Origin of the sequence: Kineococcus halophytocola, assembly GCF_041276425.1 — a bacterium.
GTDB classification, from domain to species: domain Bacteria; phylum Actinomycetota; class Actinomycetes; order Actinomycetales; family Kineococcaceae; genus Kineococcus; species Kineococcus halophytocola.
Window position 1 is genome coordinate 19,213 of record NZ_JBGFTU010000013.1, and the last position, 15,616, is coordinate 34,828.

The 15,616-nt window shown below is 76.9% G+C and carries 12 protein-coding genes; 10 read left to right on the top strand and 2 right to left on the bottom strand.

Features of this window, described 5'->3' with window-relative positions; translation table 11 throughout:
* The first annotated feature begins 6 nt into the window (after window positions 1-6).
* The 6 genes from AB2L27_RS12395 to AB2L27_RS12420 all read left to right on the top strand — a co-directional run bounded on the left by AB2L27_RS12395 (window position 7) and on the right by AB2L27_RS12420 (window position 8,177).
* On the top strand, window positions 7-693 hold the full coding sequence (locus AB2L27_RS12395) for a DUF4129 domain-containing protein (RefSeq protein ID WP_370441782.1): 687 nt from the start codon (window positions 7-9) through the stop codon (window positions 691-693).
* Window positions 690-1,928 carry a DUF4350 domain-containing protein gene (locus AB2L27_RS12400; RefSeq protein ID WP_370441783.1) on the top strand — a complete coding sequence of 413 codons (1,239 nt, stop codon included), beginning with the start codon at window positions 690-692 and terminating at the stop codon, window positions 1,926-1,928. Before AB2L27_RS12395 ends, AB2L27_RS12400 begins: the two co-directional genes overlap by 4 nt.
* Window positions 1,925-2,902, top strand: coding sequence for an AAA family ATPase (locus AB2L27_RS12405; RefSeq protein ID WP_370441784.1), 978 nt, complete (start codon window positions 1,925-1,927; stop codon window positions 2,900-2,902). Before AB2L27_RS12400 ends, AB2L27_RS12405 begins: the two co-directional genes overlap by 4 nt.
* 1 nt (window position 2,903) lies before the next feature.
* Window positions 2,904-4,205, top strand: coding sequence for a DUF58 domain-containing protein (locus AB2L27_RS12410; protein WP_370441785.1), 1,302 nt, complete (start codon window positions 2,904-2,906; stop codon window positions 4,203-4,205).
* A 424-nt stretch (window positions 4,206-4,629) separates the two neighbouring features.
* Window positions 4,630-6,354: an ABC transporter ATP-binding protein gene (locus AB2L27_RS12415; protein WP_370441786.1), complete on the top strand. Its 1,725-nt coding sequence runs from the start codon at window positions 4,630-4,632 to the stop codon at window positions 6,352-6,354.
* Between the two features lie 23 nt (window positions 6,355-6,377).
* Window positions 6,378-8,177 carry an ABC transporter ATP-binding protein gene (locus tag AB2L27_RS12420; RefSeq protein ID WP_370441874.1) on the top strand — a complete coding sequence of 600 codons (1,800 nt, stop codon included), beginning with the start codon at window positions 6,378-6,380 and terminating at the stop codon, window positions 8,175-8,177.
* Between the two features lie 17 nt (window positions 8,178-8,194).
* Here the strand turns inward: AB2L27_RS12420 and AB2L27_RS12425 are convergent, their stop codons facing one another.
* A complete protein-coding gene (locus AB2L27_RS12425; RefSeq protein WP_370441787.1) occupies window positions 8,195-8,563 on the bottom strand; it encodes a hypothetical protein in 369 nt (122 codons plus the stop codon).
* Between the two features lie 236 nt (window positions 8,564-8,799).
* Here AB2L27_RS12425 and AB2L27_RS12430 point away from each other — a divergent pair, with 236 nt between their 5' ends.
* Genes AB2L27_RS12430 through AB2L27_RS12445 form a run of 4 tightly spaced genes read left to right on the top strand, consistent with a single transcriptional unit; the run spans window position 8,800 to window position 14,599 of the window.
* Window positions 8,800-10,347: an ABC transporter transmembrane domain-containing protein gene (locus AB2L27_RS12430; RefSeq protein ID WP_370441788.1), complete on the top strand. Its 1,548-nt coding sequence runs from the start codon at window positions 8,800-8,802 to the stop codon at window positions 10,345-10,347.
* Window positions 10,344-12,134 (top strand): ABC transporter ATP-binding protein, encoded by a 1,791-nt coding sequence (locus AB2L27_RS12435; protein ID WP_370441789.1) that lies wholly within the window; start codon window positions 10,344-10,346, stop codon window positions 12,132-12,134. Before AB2L27_RS12430 ends, AB2L27_RS12435 begins: the two co-directional genes overlap by 4 nt.
* A 49-nt stretch (window positions 12,135-12,183) precedes the next feature.
* The gene (locus AB2L27_RS12440; protein WP_370441790.1) at window positions 12,184-13,176 is read left to right on the top strand and encodes a serine hydrolase domain-containing protein; all 993 of its coding nucleotides are present in this window, start codon (window positions 12,184-12,186) and stop codon (window positions 13,174-13,176) included.
* 7 nt (window positions 13,177-13,183) lie between these two features.
* Entirely contained in the window at window positions 13,184-14,599 is a 1,416-nt protein-coding gene (locus AB2L27_RS12445) for an AAA family ATPase (protein ID WP_370441791.1), read from the top strand.
* Here AB2L27_RS12445 and AB2L27_RS12450 read toward each other — a convergent pair.
* Complete coding sequence (locus tag AB2L27_RS12450) at window positions 14,566-15,564, bottom strand: stage II sporulation protein M (RefSeq protein ID WP_370441792.1); 999 nt, start codon at window positions 15,562-15,564, stop codon at window positions 14,566-14,568. The two genes, AB2L27_RS12445 and AB2L27_RS12450, sit on opposite strands and share 34 nt — an antisense overlap.
* Window positions 15,565-15,616: the final 52 nt, after the last annotated feature.

Here is a 15,616-nt window from a genome sequence, read left to right on the forward strand (position 1 = left end):
CCGCGCGTGCTGAAGGAGGCGCTGACGGGGGCGCTGACGGGGGTGCTGAGCGGGGTGCCCGGGGTCGTGCCCGTGCAGCCGGACCGCTCCACCGCGCGCGGGTGGCTGGCCGCCGAGCTGGCGGGCCCGGAGTACCGGCAGGCGCGGGGGTCGTGGCTGTCGCGGGCGTGGTCGTGGCTGCAGGACCGGCTGGAGGGCGTCTCGGTGCCCGGGCTCGGCACGGGCTGGACGTCCGTGGTCGTCGTCGTCGTGCTGCTGGCCGCGCTGGTGGCCGTCGTCCTGCTCGTCGGGGGGCCGTTGCGGCGCAGCGCCCGGCAGTCCCCGGCCGGCCCCGTCTTCGACACCGCCCCGGAACCGTCCTCGGCCCACTTCGCCCGCGCCGACGCCGCGGCCGCCGCCGGTGAGCACGACCTGGCCGTGACCGAGCGCTTCCGCGGGCTGGTGCGCGCGCTGGAGGAACGGGCCCTGCTGGAGGCCCGCCCCGGCCGCACGGCCGCCGAGATCGCCGCCGAGGCCGGGGCCTGGCTGCCCGGTGGCGCCGACGCGCTGCACCGGGCCGCGCGCACGTTCGAGGACGTCCGCTACGGCGGGCGCCCGGCCACGGCCGGCACCGACGAGGACCTGCGCGAGGTCGTGCGGCAGGTCGCCGCGGCCCGCCCGGTCGCCCTCGGCGCGAGCGGGCAGCCCGCGTGAGCGCTGCACCCGAGCGCACCGGGGACCCGGCGGGCGTGACGGGCGTGACGGGCGTGACGGGCGTGGCGGGTCTGGTCCGCCGCCACCGCGGCGCGGCCCTGCTCGTCCTCGTGGTGCTCGCCACCGCCGTGCTCGTCACCCTGCTCACCCCGCGCACCGAGGAGGCCGTCTTCTCCCCCGCCTCGGCCGCCCCGGCCGGGGGCCGCGCAGTGGCCCGCGTCCTGGCCGACCAGGGGGTGCGCACCGAGGAGGCCCGCAGCTTCGACGCCGCGCTCGGGGGCCTGGCCGGGGCCGCGGGGCGGGACGTCACGCTCCTGGTGACGCAGCCGGACCTGCTCTCGGGGCAGCGCTGGGACCGCCTGGTCGCCACCGGTGCCGACCTCGTCGTGCTGCGCCCGGACGCCGGCACCCTCGACGCGCTGACGGACTCCCTCGCCCCCACCGGCGAGGCCTCGAGCGCCGTGCGCGACCCCGGCTGCGACCTGCCCGCGGCCCGCGCCGCCGGCCCGGCCCGCGCCGGGGGGCTCACCTACGCCGCCTCCGCCGGGGCCACCGCCTGCTACGGCGGCTCCTACGTGCAGGCCCCGCTGCGCGAGGGCCCGGGCACCCTGACGGTCCTCGGGCAGCCCTCGCTGCTGACGAACCGGTGGGCGGCCCAGGACGGCAACGCGGCCCTGGCGCTGTGGACGCTCGGGGCGCACCGGGACCTCGTCTGGTACCTGCCCGACCCGCTGGACACCGACTCCCCCACCGTCCCGCTGACGGCGCTGCTGCCGCCGTGGCTGGGGCCCGCGGTGGGCGTGCTGGGCCTGGCCGGCGTCGTGCTGCTGCTGTGGCGCGGGCGGCGGCTGGGCCGCCTGGTCGAAGAGCCGCTGCCCGTCCTCGTGCGCGCCGCCGAGACCGTCGAGGGCCACGGCCGCCTCTACGCCAGCGCCCGCGCCGCGGGCCGGGCCGCCCGGGCGCTGCGGGAGGCCACCGCGCGCCGCCTGCGGGCCGCGACGGGGCTGGACCCGCAGGCCGGGGTCTCCGACGTCGCCGACCAGGTCGCGTGGGTGACCGGGCGCCCGGCGCCGGCCGTGCGCGAGCTGCTGGCCGGGGCCGACCCCCGCGACGACCCCGCCCTCGTGCGGCTGGCCCTGGACCTGGACGCCCTCGAACGGGACGTCCGGGCCGGGACGGCGGCCACCCACCCGACGCACCCGTCCCGCACCACCCGACCGGAGGACACCCCGTGACCGAAACCCCCTCGACCGATGCCGTCGAGGACGCGCGGCAGGCCCTGCGCGCCGTCCGGCAGGAGGTGGCCAAGGCCGTCGTCGGCCAGGACGCCGCCGTCACCGGTCTCGTCATCGCCGTCCTGTGCCGTGGCCACGTGCTGCTCGAAGGCGTCCCGGGCGTGGCCAAGACGCTGCTCGTGCGCAGCCTGTCGGCCGCGCTGGCCCTGGACACCAAGCGCGTGCAGTTCACCCCCGACCTCATGCCCGGGGACGTGACCGGCTCCCTCGTCTACGACGCGCAGACCGCGCGGTTCTCCTTCCGCGAGGGCCCGGTGTTCACGAACATCCTGCTGGCCGACGAGATCAACCGGACGCCGCCGAAGACGCAGGCCTCGCTGTTGGAGGCGATGGAGGAGAAGCAGGTCTCCGTCGAGGGCGAACCGCGCCGGCTGCCGGACCCGTTCATCGTCGCCGCCACCCAGAACCCCGTCGAGTACGAGGGCACCTACCCGCTGCCGGAGGCGCAGCTGGACCGGTTCCTGCTCAAGCTGACCCTGCCGCTGCCCCCGCGCGAGGACGAGGTGGAGGTCCTGGCCCGGCACGCCACGGGGTTCGACCCGCGCGACCTGGCCGCCGCCGGGGTGCGGGCCGTCGCGACGGGTGAGCAGCTGGCCATCGCCGCCGACGCCGTGCGCCGCGTGCAGTGCTCGCGCGAGGTCCTCGGCTACGTCGTCGACGTGTGCCGGGCCACCCGGAACTCCCCGTCGCTGGCCCTGGGCGTCTCCCCGCGCGGGGCGACGTCGCTGCTGGCGACGGCCCGGGCCTGGGCGTGGCTGTCCGGGCGCGACTACGTCTCCCCCGACGACGTGAAGTCGCTGGCCCGCCCGACGCTGCGCCACCGCGTGCAGCTGCGCCCGGAGGCCGAGCTCGACGGGGTGAGCGTCGACGCGGTGCTGGACTCCGTCCTGGGCTCCGTCCCGGTCCCGCGCTGACGTGGCCCTCACCGGACGCGCCGTCTGGCTGGTCCTGGCCGGCCTGGTCCTCGTCGTGGCCTGGCCCGGGTGGGCCGCCGTGGGCGTGTGGACGGCCGTCTGCGTCGTGCTCGTCGGGCTCGACGTCGCCCTGGCCCCCTCACCAGCGCGGCTGAGCGTGGTGCGGGCACCGCTGCCGGCCGTGCGGCTGGGCGAACCCCGCACGACCGAGCTCACGGTGCAGAACGCGGGCGCGAAGCGGCTGCGGGGGGTGCTGCGCGACGCGTGGGTGCCCTCGGCGGGGGCCCGGCGCACCCGGCACGCCCTGGACCTGCCGCCCGGGGAGCGGCGGCGGTTCACCGTCGAGCTCGTCCCCACCCGCCGCGGGGACCGCCTCGCCGACCGGGTGACCGTGCGCTCGCGCGGGCCCCTGGGCCTGGCGACCCGGCAGCGGTCCGCGCCCGTGCCCGGCCGGTTGCGGGTGCTGCCGCCGTTCACCTCCCGCCGCCACCTGCCGTCCCGGCTGGCGCGGCTGCAGGAGCTGGACGGGCGCAGCGCCGTGCAGCACCGCGGGCAGGGCACCGAGTTCGACTCCCTGCGCGACTACGTCGACGGCGACGACGTCCGCTCGATCGACTGGCGGGCCAGCGCCCGCCGCCAGGCCGTCGTCGTGCGGACCTGGCGGCCCGAACGCGACCGGCGCGTCCTGCTCGTCGTCGACACCTCCCGCACGTCGGCCGCCCGCCTGGACGGTGAGCACCCCACCGCCCGGCTGGACGCGCAGATCGAGGCGGCGCTGCTGACCGCCGCGCTCGCCGCCCGCGCCGGGGACCGCGTCGACCTCGTCGCCCACGACCGGCGGGTGCGGGCGCGGGTGCGCGGGAGCTCGCGCGGGGACCTGCTGCCCTCCCTCGTCGAGGCGCTGGCGCCGCTGGAGCCCTCCCTCGTGGAGGCCGACTGGGACGCGGTGGCGACCGAGGTGCGCACGACCGTCCGCCAGCGCGCGCTCGTCGTGCTGCTCACCGCGCTGGACTCCTCCGTCCTGGACTCCGGGCTGCTCGGGGTGCTGGAGCAGCTCGCCACCCGGCACACCGTCGTCCTGGCCGCCGTCGACGACCCCGCCCTGCGGACCCTGGCCCGGGGTCGCTCGGACGCCGAGGCCGTCTACACCGCCGCGGCCGCCGAGACGGCCACCGCGACGCGGGACCGGACGGCGCGGCTGCTGACGCGGCTGGGCGTGGAGGTCGTGCACGCCGGGCCCGAGGAGCTGGCGCCGGCGCTGGCGGACCGGTACCTGGCGCTCAAGGCGGCCGGGCGGCTCTGAGGGCGGTGCGCCGGTCACGCCCCGGCGGCCGGGCCGGTCCCACGGGTGCACCCACGTCGGACCGGGCGTGAGAACACCCGTGGGTGTCCCCCCGGCGTCGTCGGGACGACCGGATCGGGACACCCACACCTCACTCCACGTGGGTGCACCCGTGGGTGTCCCCGTGGGTGCACCACCGACGGCGGCCCGGGCGCGGCGGACGCGGGGACGGACCGGGACCGGACGCGGGGACGGACCGGGACCGGACGCGGGGACGGACCGGGACCGGACGCGGGGACGGACCGGGACCGGACGCGGGGACGGACCGGGACCGGACGCGGGGACGGACCGGGACCGGACGCGGGACGGGCCGCACCCAGCCCGGTTCGCCCGGGACACGAAAGACCGGTGCCCCCCGCGGCGGCGGGTGCTAGACCTGCTGACCGTGCTCCTCACCCTCCTGCGCGAACACCTGCGGCCCCACCGCGGGCTGCTGGTCGCGGTCGTCGTGCTGCAGGTCCTGCAGACGACGGCCTCGCTGTACCTGCCCCGGCTGAACGCCGACATCATCGACCGGGGCGTGGCCACCGGTGACACCGCCCACATCTGGCGCACGGGCGGGCTCATGCTCGCCGTCACCGCCGTGCAGGTCGTGGCGACGATCGCGGCCGTGTGGTGCGGGGCGCGGGCCGCGATGAGCCTGGGCCGGGACCTGCGCGGCGCCGTCTTCGAGCACGTGCTGTCGCTGTCCAAGGCCGAGGTCGGGCGCTTCGGCGCCCCCTCGCTCATCACCCGCGGGACCAACGACGTCCAGCAGGTGCAGGTGCTCGTGCTGATGACCTGCACCATGATCATCTCCGCGCCGCTGCTGTGCCTGGGGGGCGTGGTCATGGCGCTGCGCGAGGACGTGTGGCTGAGCCGGCTCGTCGTGGTGGCGGTGCCGGTGCTCGTGGGCGTGATGGCCCTGGTCATGGTCCGCCTCGGGCCGTTGTTCGGCCGGTTGCAGCAGCGGCTGGACACGGTCAACCGGGTCCTGCGCGAACAGCTCACGGGGTTGCGCGTCGTGCGCGGGTTCGTGCGCGAGGACGCCGAGGTGGCGCGGTTCGCGCGGGCCAACGCCGACCTCACCGACGTCGCGCTCCGGGCGGGCCGGTTGTTCGCGGTGGTGTTCCCGTTCGTCGGGCTCGTCGTGAACCTGACCAGCGCGGCCGTCGTGTGGTTCGGCGCGGGCCGGGTCGAGGCCGGGGACCTGCAGGTCGGCTCGCTCATCGCGTTCCTGTCCTACCTCGTGCAGATCCTCATGGGCGTCCTGATGACGACGTTCCTGGCCGTCGTGGGCCCGCGCGCCGCGGTGTCGGCCGGGCGCATCGGGGAGGTCCTGCGGACCGTCCCGGGCGTCCACGACGCGCAGGCGCCGCGCGCGCCGGACGGGCCGGGGCCGCTGGAGTTCCACGAGGTGTCGTTCAGCTACCCCGGCGCCGACCGGCCCGTCCTGGACCGCGTGACGTTCGACGTCGCCCCCGGGCGCACCACGGCCGTCATCGGGTCCACCGGGTCGGGCAAGACGACGCTGGTGAACCTCGCGGCGCGGCTGGCCGACGTCAGCGCCGGGCGCGTCACCCTCGCCGGGATCGACGTGCGCGAGGTCCCCGACGCCGACCTGCGCCGGCGGGTGGGCCTGGTCCCGCAGCGGCCGTACCTGTTCGCCGGGACGGTGGCGAGCAACCTGCGGTTCGGCCGGCCCGAGGCGACCGAGGAGGAACTGTGGGCGGCGCTGCGCACCGCGCAGGCCGAGGACTTCGTCGCCGCCCGCCCCGAGGGGCTGCAGGCCCCGGTCTCCCAGGGCGGCACGAACGTCTCCGGCGGGCAGCGCCAGCGCCTGTCGATCGCCCGGCTGCTCGTCCAGCGCCCCGACGTGGTCGTCTTCGACGACGCGTTCTCGGCCCTGGACACCACGACCGACGCCCGGTTGCGCGAGGCCCTGGCCCGCGACCTGCCCGGGGCGGCGGTCCTCGTGGTGGCGCAGCGGGTCTCCACCATCGTCGGCGCGGACCAGATCGTCGTCCTGGATGGCGGGAGGGTCGTCGGCCGCGGCACGCACGCCGAACTCCTGCAGACCTGCCCGACCTACGAGGAGATCGTCGCGAGCCAGCTGGAGGTGGCCGCGTGAGCGGGCGCGGGGGTCCGGTGCGGATGGCGGGGGGACCGGGAGCGCCCGGTCAGAGGGCCGCGACGTTCGGCCCGTCGGCCAAGCGGCTGCTGCTGCGGATGGGCCCGGACGCGGCCCGGCTGGCCGTCGTCCTCGTGCTCGCCGTGGCCAGCGTCGTGCTCACGGTCCTCGTGCCGCGGCTGCTGGGGAACGCGACCGACGTCGTCGTGGCGGCCGCGTTCGGCGGGCAACCGCTGGACCGGGCCGAACTGGCCCGGACGATCGGCTGGGTCGTCCTCGTCTGCGTCCTGTCGGCGATCGGGTCGTTCCTGCAGGGCCTGCTGCTCAACCGGATCGTGCAGCGCACGGTGTTCCGGCTGCGCGCCGACGTCGAGGCGAAGCTGCACCGGCTGCCGCTGTCGCACGTGGACTCCACCCCGCGCGGGGAACTGCTCTCGCGCGTCACGAACGACATCGACAACATCTCCCAGAGCCTGCAGCAGACGGTGTCCCAGGCCCTCGTCTCGGCCCTGACCGTCGTGGGCGTCGTCGTCATGATGTTCACGATCAACGCGCGGCTGGCCCTGCTGGCCCTGGTCGCGGTGCCGCTGACGCTCGTCGTCGTGGCGCTCATCGCCCGGCGCTCCCAACCGCTGTTCGCCCGGCAGTGGCGCGAGACCGGGCAGCTGAACGCGCAGATCGAGGAGGCGTTCACGGGCCACGAGGTCGTCACGGCCTTCGGCCGCCGCGAGGAGGTCCGGGCCCGGTTCGCGCAGAAGAACGCCGAGCTGTACGAGGCCGGTGCCGGCGCGCAGTTCCTCTCCGGCACGATCATGCCGTCGACGACCCTCATCGGGAACCTCGTCTACGTCGCGATCGCCGTCGTCGGCGCGACGATGGTCACGAGCGGTTCCATCACCATCGGCGGCGTGCAGGCGTTCGTGCAGTACTCCCGGCAGTTCACCCAGCCGCTCGCGCAACTGGGGTCGATGGCGAACCTCCTGCAGTCCGGCGTGGCCTCGGCCGAACGCGTCTTCGAGGTCCTGGACGCCCCGGAGATGACGCCCGAACCCCAGGGCGGGCCCCGGCCGGCGGGACCCGGACGCATCGAGCTCCAGCACGTCTCGTTCGGCTACTCCCCCGACGTCCCGCTCATCGAGGACCTCTCGTTCACCGCCGAACCCGGGCACACGGTCGCGATCGTGGGCCCGACGGGGGCCGGCAAGACGACGCTGGTGAACCTGCTGCTGCGGTTCTACGAGGTCGACTCCGGGCGCATCCTGCTCGACGGCGTCGACATCGCCACGATGTCGCGCCAGGACCTGCGGGCCCGGACGGCGATCGTGCTGCAGGACACGTGGCTGTTCGCCGGGACCATCGCGGAGAACATCGCCTACGCCCGACCCGACGCGAGCGAGTCGGAGGTCCGGGAGGCGGCCGCCGCGGCGTCGGTGGACACCGTCGTCGCCGCCCTGCCGCAGGGGTACGACACCGTCGTGGACGACGACGCGGGCCGCATCAGCGCCGGGGAGAAGCAGCTCGTGACCATCGCGCGGGCCCACCTGGCCCGCCCGCAGCTCCTCGTCCTGGACGAGGCGACGAGCTCCGTGGACACCCGCACCGAACGCCTCGTGCAGCAGGCGATGGCCGCGCTGCGCCGGGACCGCACGAGCCTGGTCATCGCCCACCGCCTGTCCACGATCCGCGACGCCGACCTCATCCTCGTGATGGAGGCCGGGCGGGTCGTGGAGCAGGGCCGGCACGCCGACCTCGTCGCGGCCGGCGGCGCCTACGCGCGGTTGCACCACGCGCAGTTCGCCGGGGCCGCCACCGAGGTCGAGTAGGGGACGCCGGGCGCGGTTCAGAGCTCGATGCCGCGCTCCAGCACCGTGAGCTGGCGGCGGGCCATCGCCAGGTTCGCGCGGCCGCGGTCCAGGACGAGGTAGAGGAACAGCCCCTGCCCGTTCTTGCTCTGCAGCAGGCGGATGAGGTGGAACTGCGTGCCGAGCGTGGCGAGGACGTCCTCGGGGGTGTCGTCCAGGCCCAGGCGCTGCAGCGTGCGCAGCTCGGCGCGCACGACGTCGGTGTTCCCGGCCGCGGCGACCTCCAGGTCCAGGGTGCCGCCGCCGGCGGACCCCAGGCACATGCCCGACTCGTAGTCGACGAGGGCGGCGGCGATGGCCCCCTCGATCTCCAGCGCGCCCTTGAGGGTTTCGTCGACGGTGGCCACGGGGTCCTCCTGCTGTGCGGTGTGCGGTGTGCGGTGCGTGGTGCGCTCCGGGCAGGGGCGTCCGCCCCCGCCCCCGCACCATCGGCTCCGCGGGCCGTGCGGTGAAGCGACGGCTGCGGGGTTACCCCCGCCCGGGCGAACGACCCGCCGCCGCGGGCGGGCGGACCCCGCCCCGTCCGGGTGAGAAGGTCGTCCCCGTACCGCTCGCCGCACCGACCCCGTTGGAGCCCGCCCCCGTGTCCCCCCGCCCCGTGCTCGACGTGCTGCGCCGGCACCGTCGGGCGGCCGCCCTCGGTTGCGGCTCCTCGATGCTGCACCAGACGTGCGAGGCCCTCGTGCCCGTCGCCATCGGCCTGGCCGTCGACCGCGCCGTGGCCACCGGCGACGTGCACGCCGTCGTCCTGTCCGTGGCCGGGGTGCTCCTGCTCTTCGCCGTCCTCAGCTCCGCCGGCACCTTCGCCTTCTGGGTGATCGACCGCGCCGAGTTCGCCGAGGCCCACCACCTGCGCACCGCCGTGGCCCGCGCCGTCCTGCGCGACCCCGCCGCGCTGGGGGACCGCCAGGTCGGCGACGCCCTGTCCGTGGCGACCTCCGACACCCGGCACGCCGCCGAGGCCCTGGGCCTGGTGAGCTTCCTGGCCTCGGGCTGCTTCGGCCTGCTCGTCGCCGCCGTCGTCCTGCTGCGCATCGACGTCGCGCTCGGCCTGGGCCTGCTCGTGGCGGTGCCGCTGCTGGTCCTGGGGTTGCAGGCCCTCGCCCCGCGGCTGGAGGCCCGGGTGCACGACCGGCAGCGCACGGCCGGGCTGGCCGCCGCCGTGGCCGCCGACCTGCTGGCCGGGCTGCGACCGCTGCGCGGGTTCGGCGGTGTCCCCGAGGCCGTGCGCCGCTACCACCGCGCCAGCTCCCTCTCGCGCCGCGCGGCCGTCGGGGCGGCCGGGGCGACGTCCGTCGTCGTGGGCGTCAGCACCCTGGCCACCGGGGCCGTGCTCGTCGCCACGGCCGCCGTCGCGGGGACCTTCGTGGCCCGCGGCCGCCTCGACGTCGGCGAGTTCGTCACCGTCGTCGGGATGGCGAGCTTCCTGGCCGACCCCGTGCGCACCATCAGCCACTGCGTCCAGCAGCTCGCCGTGTCCCGCGCCGGCGCCCGCCGCGTCGCCGAGCTGCTCCGGCCGGGCGCGCCCCGCCGGCCGCTGGAGGACTCCCCCTCCCCCGCGCACGTCCCCGTCCCCGTCCCTACCGTGCCCGGGGAGGTCCTGGGCGTCGTGACCACCGACACCGCCACGGCCGACGCGGTCACGGCCGCCTTCGCCGCGGTGCCCGGCGCGCTTGTCGAACCCTCGCACACCGTCCTGCTCGGGCAGACGCTCGCGGACGCCCTCGCCTCCGGTCCCGTCCCGGCCGGACGGGGCGTCCCGCTGGCCGCGGCGCTGGAGGCCGCGGCCGCCCCGACCGACCTCGACCTCGCGCTGCACGACGGCGGCACCAACGTCTCCGGCGGTCAGCGCCAGCGCATCGGCCTGGCCCGGGCGCTGGCCGCCGACCGCGAGCTGCTCGTCCTGCGCGACCCGACCACGGCCCTGGACGCCGTCACCGAGGACCGCGTCGCGGCGGGCCTGCGCGACCTGCGCGCCGGGGCGGGCACGACCGTGCTCGTGACGTCCTCCCCGCTGCTGCTGTCCCGCTGCGACCGCGTGGTCCTGCTCGGTCCCGGCGGCCGGCACGCCACGGGCACCCACGCGGGCCTGCTGGACGACCCCGACTACGCGGCGGCGGTGGCCCGGTGAGCGGGACCCCGCCGGTCGGGGCCCTGCCGGTCGCCTCCGGGCGGCGCTCGGCGGCCGTGCTGTGGCGGACGGCCGCCGCGCACCCCGCCGACCTCGCCCGCGCCCTGAGCACGACCGTGCTCTCCAGCGCCGGGACCGTCGCCCTGCCCCTGCTGCTGGGCCGGGCCGTCGACGTCGTCCGGGCCGGGGAGGGGCTGACCCCGCTCGTCGTGCAGCTGTCCGTCGTGGCCCTGCTGACGGCCCTGACGACCGCCCTGGCCCGCCGCGACGCCGAACGCCTCGGGGCCGCGGTGGCCGCCGACCTGCGCGAACGCGTCGTGGACCGCTCGCTGCGGATGAGCCCGCGCGTCCTGGAACGCGCCGGCTCCGGTGACGTCGCCTCCCGCGTGACCGAGGACGTCGAGCTGTTCACCGCCTCGGTGCAGCTCGGCGCGGGCGTCCTGACGGCGCTGGTGACGGTGCTGCTGTCCGCCGTGGGGTTCCTGTCCCTGGACTGGCGCCTGGCCCTGGCCTTCTGCGTCGTCTTCCCCGTCTACGCCGCCAGCCTGCGCTGGTACCTGCCCAAGGCCGGCCCCCTGTACGCGGCCGAGCGGTCCGTGGCCGCCGACCGCTCGCAGGTGGTCCTGCAGTCGCTGCACGGCGCCGCCACCGTGCACGCCTACGGGATGGCCGACCTGCAGGGCGACCGGGTCGAGGCGGCCTCCCTGCGCACCGTCGGGGCCTCCCGCGCGGCGCTGCGCACCTTCGCGCGGTTCTCCATGTCCATGAACGGCGCCGAGGCCGTGGGCCTGTCCGCGCTGCTGCTCACGGGGTTCCTCCTCGTGCGCGGCGACGTGGTGACCGTCGGTGCCGTCACGGCCGCCGCGCTGCTGTTCCACCGCCTGTTCGGGCCGCTGGGCACGCTGCTGCTGTCCTTCGACGAGGTCTCCCGCGCCGCCGCCGCCCTCAACCGGCTCGTCGGCGTCGTCGACCTGCCCGCCGAACCGGCCCCCGACCCCGCGGTCCTGGCCCGCGCGCCGCGCGCGCGGGTCGGGCTCGTCGTGCGCGGCCTGACGCACGCCTACGACGAGACCCCCGGGGCCGCGCCGGTCCTGCACGAGGTCGACCTGGAGGTGCCCGCGGGCACCTCGCTGGCCGTCGTCGGCGAGAGCGGGGCGGGCAAGACGACGCTGGCGGCGATCGTGGGCGGGGTGTTCCCCGCCACCGCCGGGACCGTCACCCTCACCGGGCCCGCCGGCGCGGTGGACCTGGGGGCGCTGGACGCCGGCGCGGTGCGCGAGCGGATCGGGGTCGTCGCCCAGGAGTCGCACGTCTTCACCGGCACCCTGCGCGAGGACCTCACCCTGGCCCGCCCGGGGGCCACGGACGCGCAGGTGCGCGCGGCGCTCGCGGTCGTCGGCGCGCAGGACTGGGTGGCGGCCCTGCCCGGCGGGCTCGACACCCGCGTCGGGCCCGGGGAGCTGCCGCTGTCCCCGGCCCGGGCCCAGCAGCTCGCCCTGGCCCGGCTGGTGCTGCGCGACCCGCCCGTGGTGGTCCTGGACGAGGCGACCGCGGAGGCCGGCAGCGCCGGGGCCCGGGACCTGGAGCAGGCCGCCGTGGCCGTCGTGCGGGGGCGCACGGCCCTCGTCGTGGCGCACCGGCTCAGCCAGGCCGCGGCGTGCGACCGGATCGCCGTGATGGCGGCGGGGCGGGTGGTCGAGCTGGGCCCGCACGAGGACCTGCTCGCCCTCGGTGGCCGGTACGCGCGGCTGTGGGCGACCTGGTCGCGCTCGGCGCTGCCCACCTGAGCCCGCCCGGGCGGAACCGGGCGTGGGACCGGCGGCGTAGCGTGCGACCGTGCCCGCCCCGGACCCCTCCCCCGGCACCGCTCACGAGGGCCCCCACGAGGACCCGCACGAGGACCCGCACGAGGTCCTGCGCGCGGCCCTGGCCGACGGGGTCCGCGACCGACTGTTCTCCGGGGCCACGGCGGCCTTCGCCGGGGCGGACGGCCGCGTGCACCGCGCGGCGGCGGGCGCGCTCGCCCGCGACGACGACACCCCCGTGCACGCCGGGACCCGGGCCGACCTCGCGTCGCTGACGAAGGTCTTCACGGCCGCCGCGGCGCACGAGCTGGCGGCGGTCGGCGCGCTGGACCTGGACCGGCCGACCGAGCGGGGTTTCACCCCGCGCCAGCTCATCGCCCACACCTCGGGCCTGCCCGCCGAGTCCGACGTGTGGCGGCGCACCGACCTGCGCCCGGCCCAGCGGTTGCAGCGCGCCCTGGACACCCCGCTGGTCTCGGCCCCCGGTGCGGTGTTCCGCTACTCCTGCGTCGGGTACGTCACCCTCGGGCACCTGCTGGAGGAGGCCACGGGGCAGGGGCTGGACGGCCTCGTGGAGGAGGTCGTCGGCGTCCCGCTCGGCGCCCGGTCGCTGGACTGGGGGCTCACCGACCGGCCCGCCGCCGGTCCGGTGCTGGCGACCGAGACCACCTCGACGTGCCCGACCCCGCGCGGGGTGGTGCACGACGAGCTCGCCCGGTCGCTGGCCCGGCCGGCGGGCAACGCGGGGTTGTTCGGGGCCGCCGACGACGTGCTGGCCCTGGGCCGCGCGCTGCTGGCGGGCACCCTCGAGGCGGGGGCGGCCCTGCGCACCGGCGACCCGGCGTGGATGGCCGGCCCGGCCCAGCGCGGGCACACCGGGTTCACCGGGACCTCGCTGCTGCTGGACCCCGGCACCGGCGCGTGCCTGGTCCTGCTGACCAACCGCGTCCACCCCGACCGCGCGCTCGTCGACCTCACCCCGTTCCGGAAGTCCCTGGCGCGGCGGCTGACCGCGCGGCCATGATCGGGGCGTGGACGACGACACGCTCGACCTCGCCCGGCTGGTGCGCCGCTACCTGGAGGAGGTGGTCCACTCCCCGCTCACCGAGGCCGGCCGGGGCGGGCCGCAGATCGGGGACGTCGTCGCCGAGCACCTGGGCGTCGCCGTCGCGGACCTGCCCGTCGTGCGCGAGGAGGTCCCCGACCACCAGTTCGTCGACCTCGACATCGCGCTGACCCTGCTCGCCGAGCGCGGCGGCGGGGAACGGGTCATCGGCATCGGTGGCGGCGACCAGCGCGCCCACCACTCCTTCTCGGACCTGCTGAGCGGGCCGTGGACCCGGTTCGGGCTCGGCGCCGTGGACCGCGTGAACCTGCCGACGGGACCGGACACGAGCCGGCGCGCGGTCGGTTTCGGGGTGCGGGTGCTGCGCTTCGGGGGCACGCCCGTCGCGCTGCTGCAGCGGGCCGCGCAACGGCAGTTCGGGCAGCCGAGCTGCCTCGAGGTGGTCTGCCCCGACGAGGCCGTCGTCGCCGCGTTCATCACCGAGGTGCGCCGGCTCATGCTCGAGCACAGCGTGCTGCGCGGGCAGGTCCTGTCGTTCTCCGGTTCGCCCTACGAACCCCACAACGCGGGCATCACGTTCCTGCACCGCCCGCAGGTCGCGGCGCAGGACGTCGTGCTGCCGCCGGGGGCGCTGGACCGCATCGCCCGGCACGTCGTCGGCGTCGGCGCGCACGCGGCGCGGTTGTCCGGGGCCGGGCAGCACCTCAAGCGCGGGGTGCTGCTCTACGGGCCGCCCGGGACGGGCAAGACCCTCACCGTCCGCCACCTCGTGGCCCGCGCGCAGGGCAGCACCGTCGTCCTGCTCGCCGGGGAGTCCCTGGCCCACGTCACGACGGCCGCGCACCTGGCCCGCGCGATGCAGCCCGCGGTCGTCGTGCTGGAGGACTGCGACCTCGTCGCCGAGGACCGCGGGTTCGACCCCGGTCAGCGCCCGCTGCTGTTCCAGCTCCTGGACGCCATGGACGGCCTCGACGGGGACGCCGACGTCGCGTTCCTGCTGACGACGAACCGCGCCGACCTGCTCGAACGCGCACTGGCGCAACGACCCGGCCGCGTCGACCTCGCCGTCCAGGTGCCGCTGCCGGACCGGGCGGCCCGCAGCGCCCTGTTCCGCCTCTACGCGCGGGACCTCCCGCTGTCGGAGGCGGTGCTGGAGGAGGCCGCCGACCGCACCGAGGGGGTGACGGCGAGCTTCGCGCGCGAACTCCTGCGCCGGGCCGTGCTCGTCGGGGCCGAGGCCGGGCACGACGTCACCGACGACGACGTCCGCTCCGCCCTGGCCGAACTGCTGTCCGACGCCGAGGAACTGACGCGCAGCCTGCTGGGCAGCCCGGCGACGTCCCGCGCTCAGGCCGCGGTCGGCAGGGCGTCCCCGGCGTAGCGCTCCTCCAGGTCGCCCGTCTCCCCCGCCGCCGCGGCGGGCCGGCCCAGCAGGAGGCAGTACGCCCAGAACGCCAGTTCGGCCAGCACCCCGATGCCGATGCGCGCCCACGTCGGCAACCCCGAGGGCGTCACGAAACCCTCGATGACACCGGAGACGAACAGCACGACGACCAGGCCCAGGGCCACGCCGAACATCGCCCGGCCCTGCGTGGCCAGCGAGCCCGACCGGCTGCGCGGGCCGGGTGAGACCCACGCCCAGAACAACCGCAACCCCGCGCCCGCGGCGACGAACACGGCCGTCAGCTCCAGGATCCCGTGGGGCAGGATGAGGCCGAAGAACACCTCCGCGCGCCCGTTGTCGACGAGCAGCCCGCCCTGCAGGCCCACGTTCACGGCGTTGAAGGCCAGCGCGGCGAGCACGGGCAGCCCGGCGATGCCGAGCGCGATGCACGTCGCGGCCACCCACGCGTTGTTCGTCCAGACCCGGCCGGCGAACGCGGCGCTGGAGTACTCGCTGTAGTAGTTCGCGAAGTCGTTCTGGACGAGCCGGCGGATGTCCTCGTTCGACCCGAACACGCTGGCCTGGGCCTCGGGGTTGCCGGCGATCCACACCCCGGCGGCGACGGCGACGACCGTGGTGAAGGCGAACGCCCCCGTCGTCCACCACCGCAACCGCCACAGCGCCGCGGGCAGCCCGCGGGTGGCGTAGTGCGCGAGCTGGCGCCACGCGGTGTACCGGGAACCGGTCAGCCGGGCCCGCGCGCGGACCAGCAGCGTCGACAGCTCGTCCAGCAGCACCGGCTCCGGCTGCGCCGAGCGCAACGCCGAGAGGTGGGTCGCGGTGCGCTGGTAGAGCACGACGAGCTCGTCGGCCTCGGCCCCGTCGAGGCGACGGCGGGCCACGAGCCGGCGCAACCGCGACCACTCGTGCTCGTGCACCGCTCGGAAGGCGTCGACGTCCACCCCGGCAGGCTAACGGCCGCGCCGGACGCCGCAGCGCCCGCGCCGGGCGCGG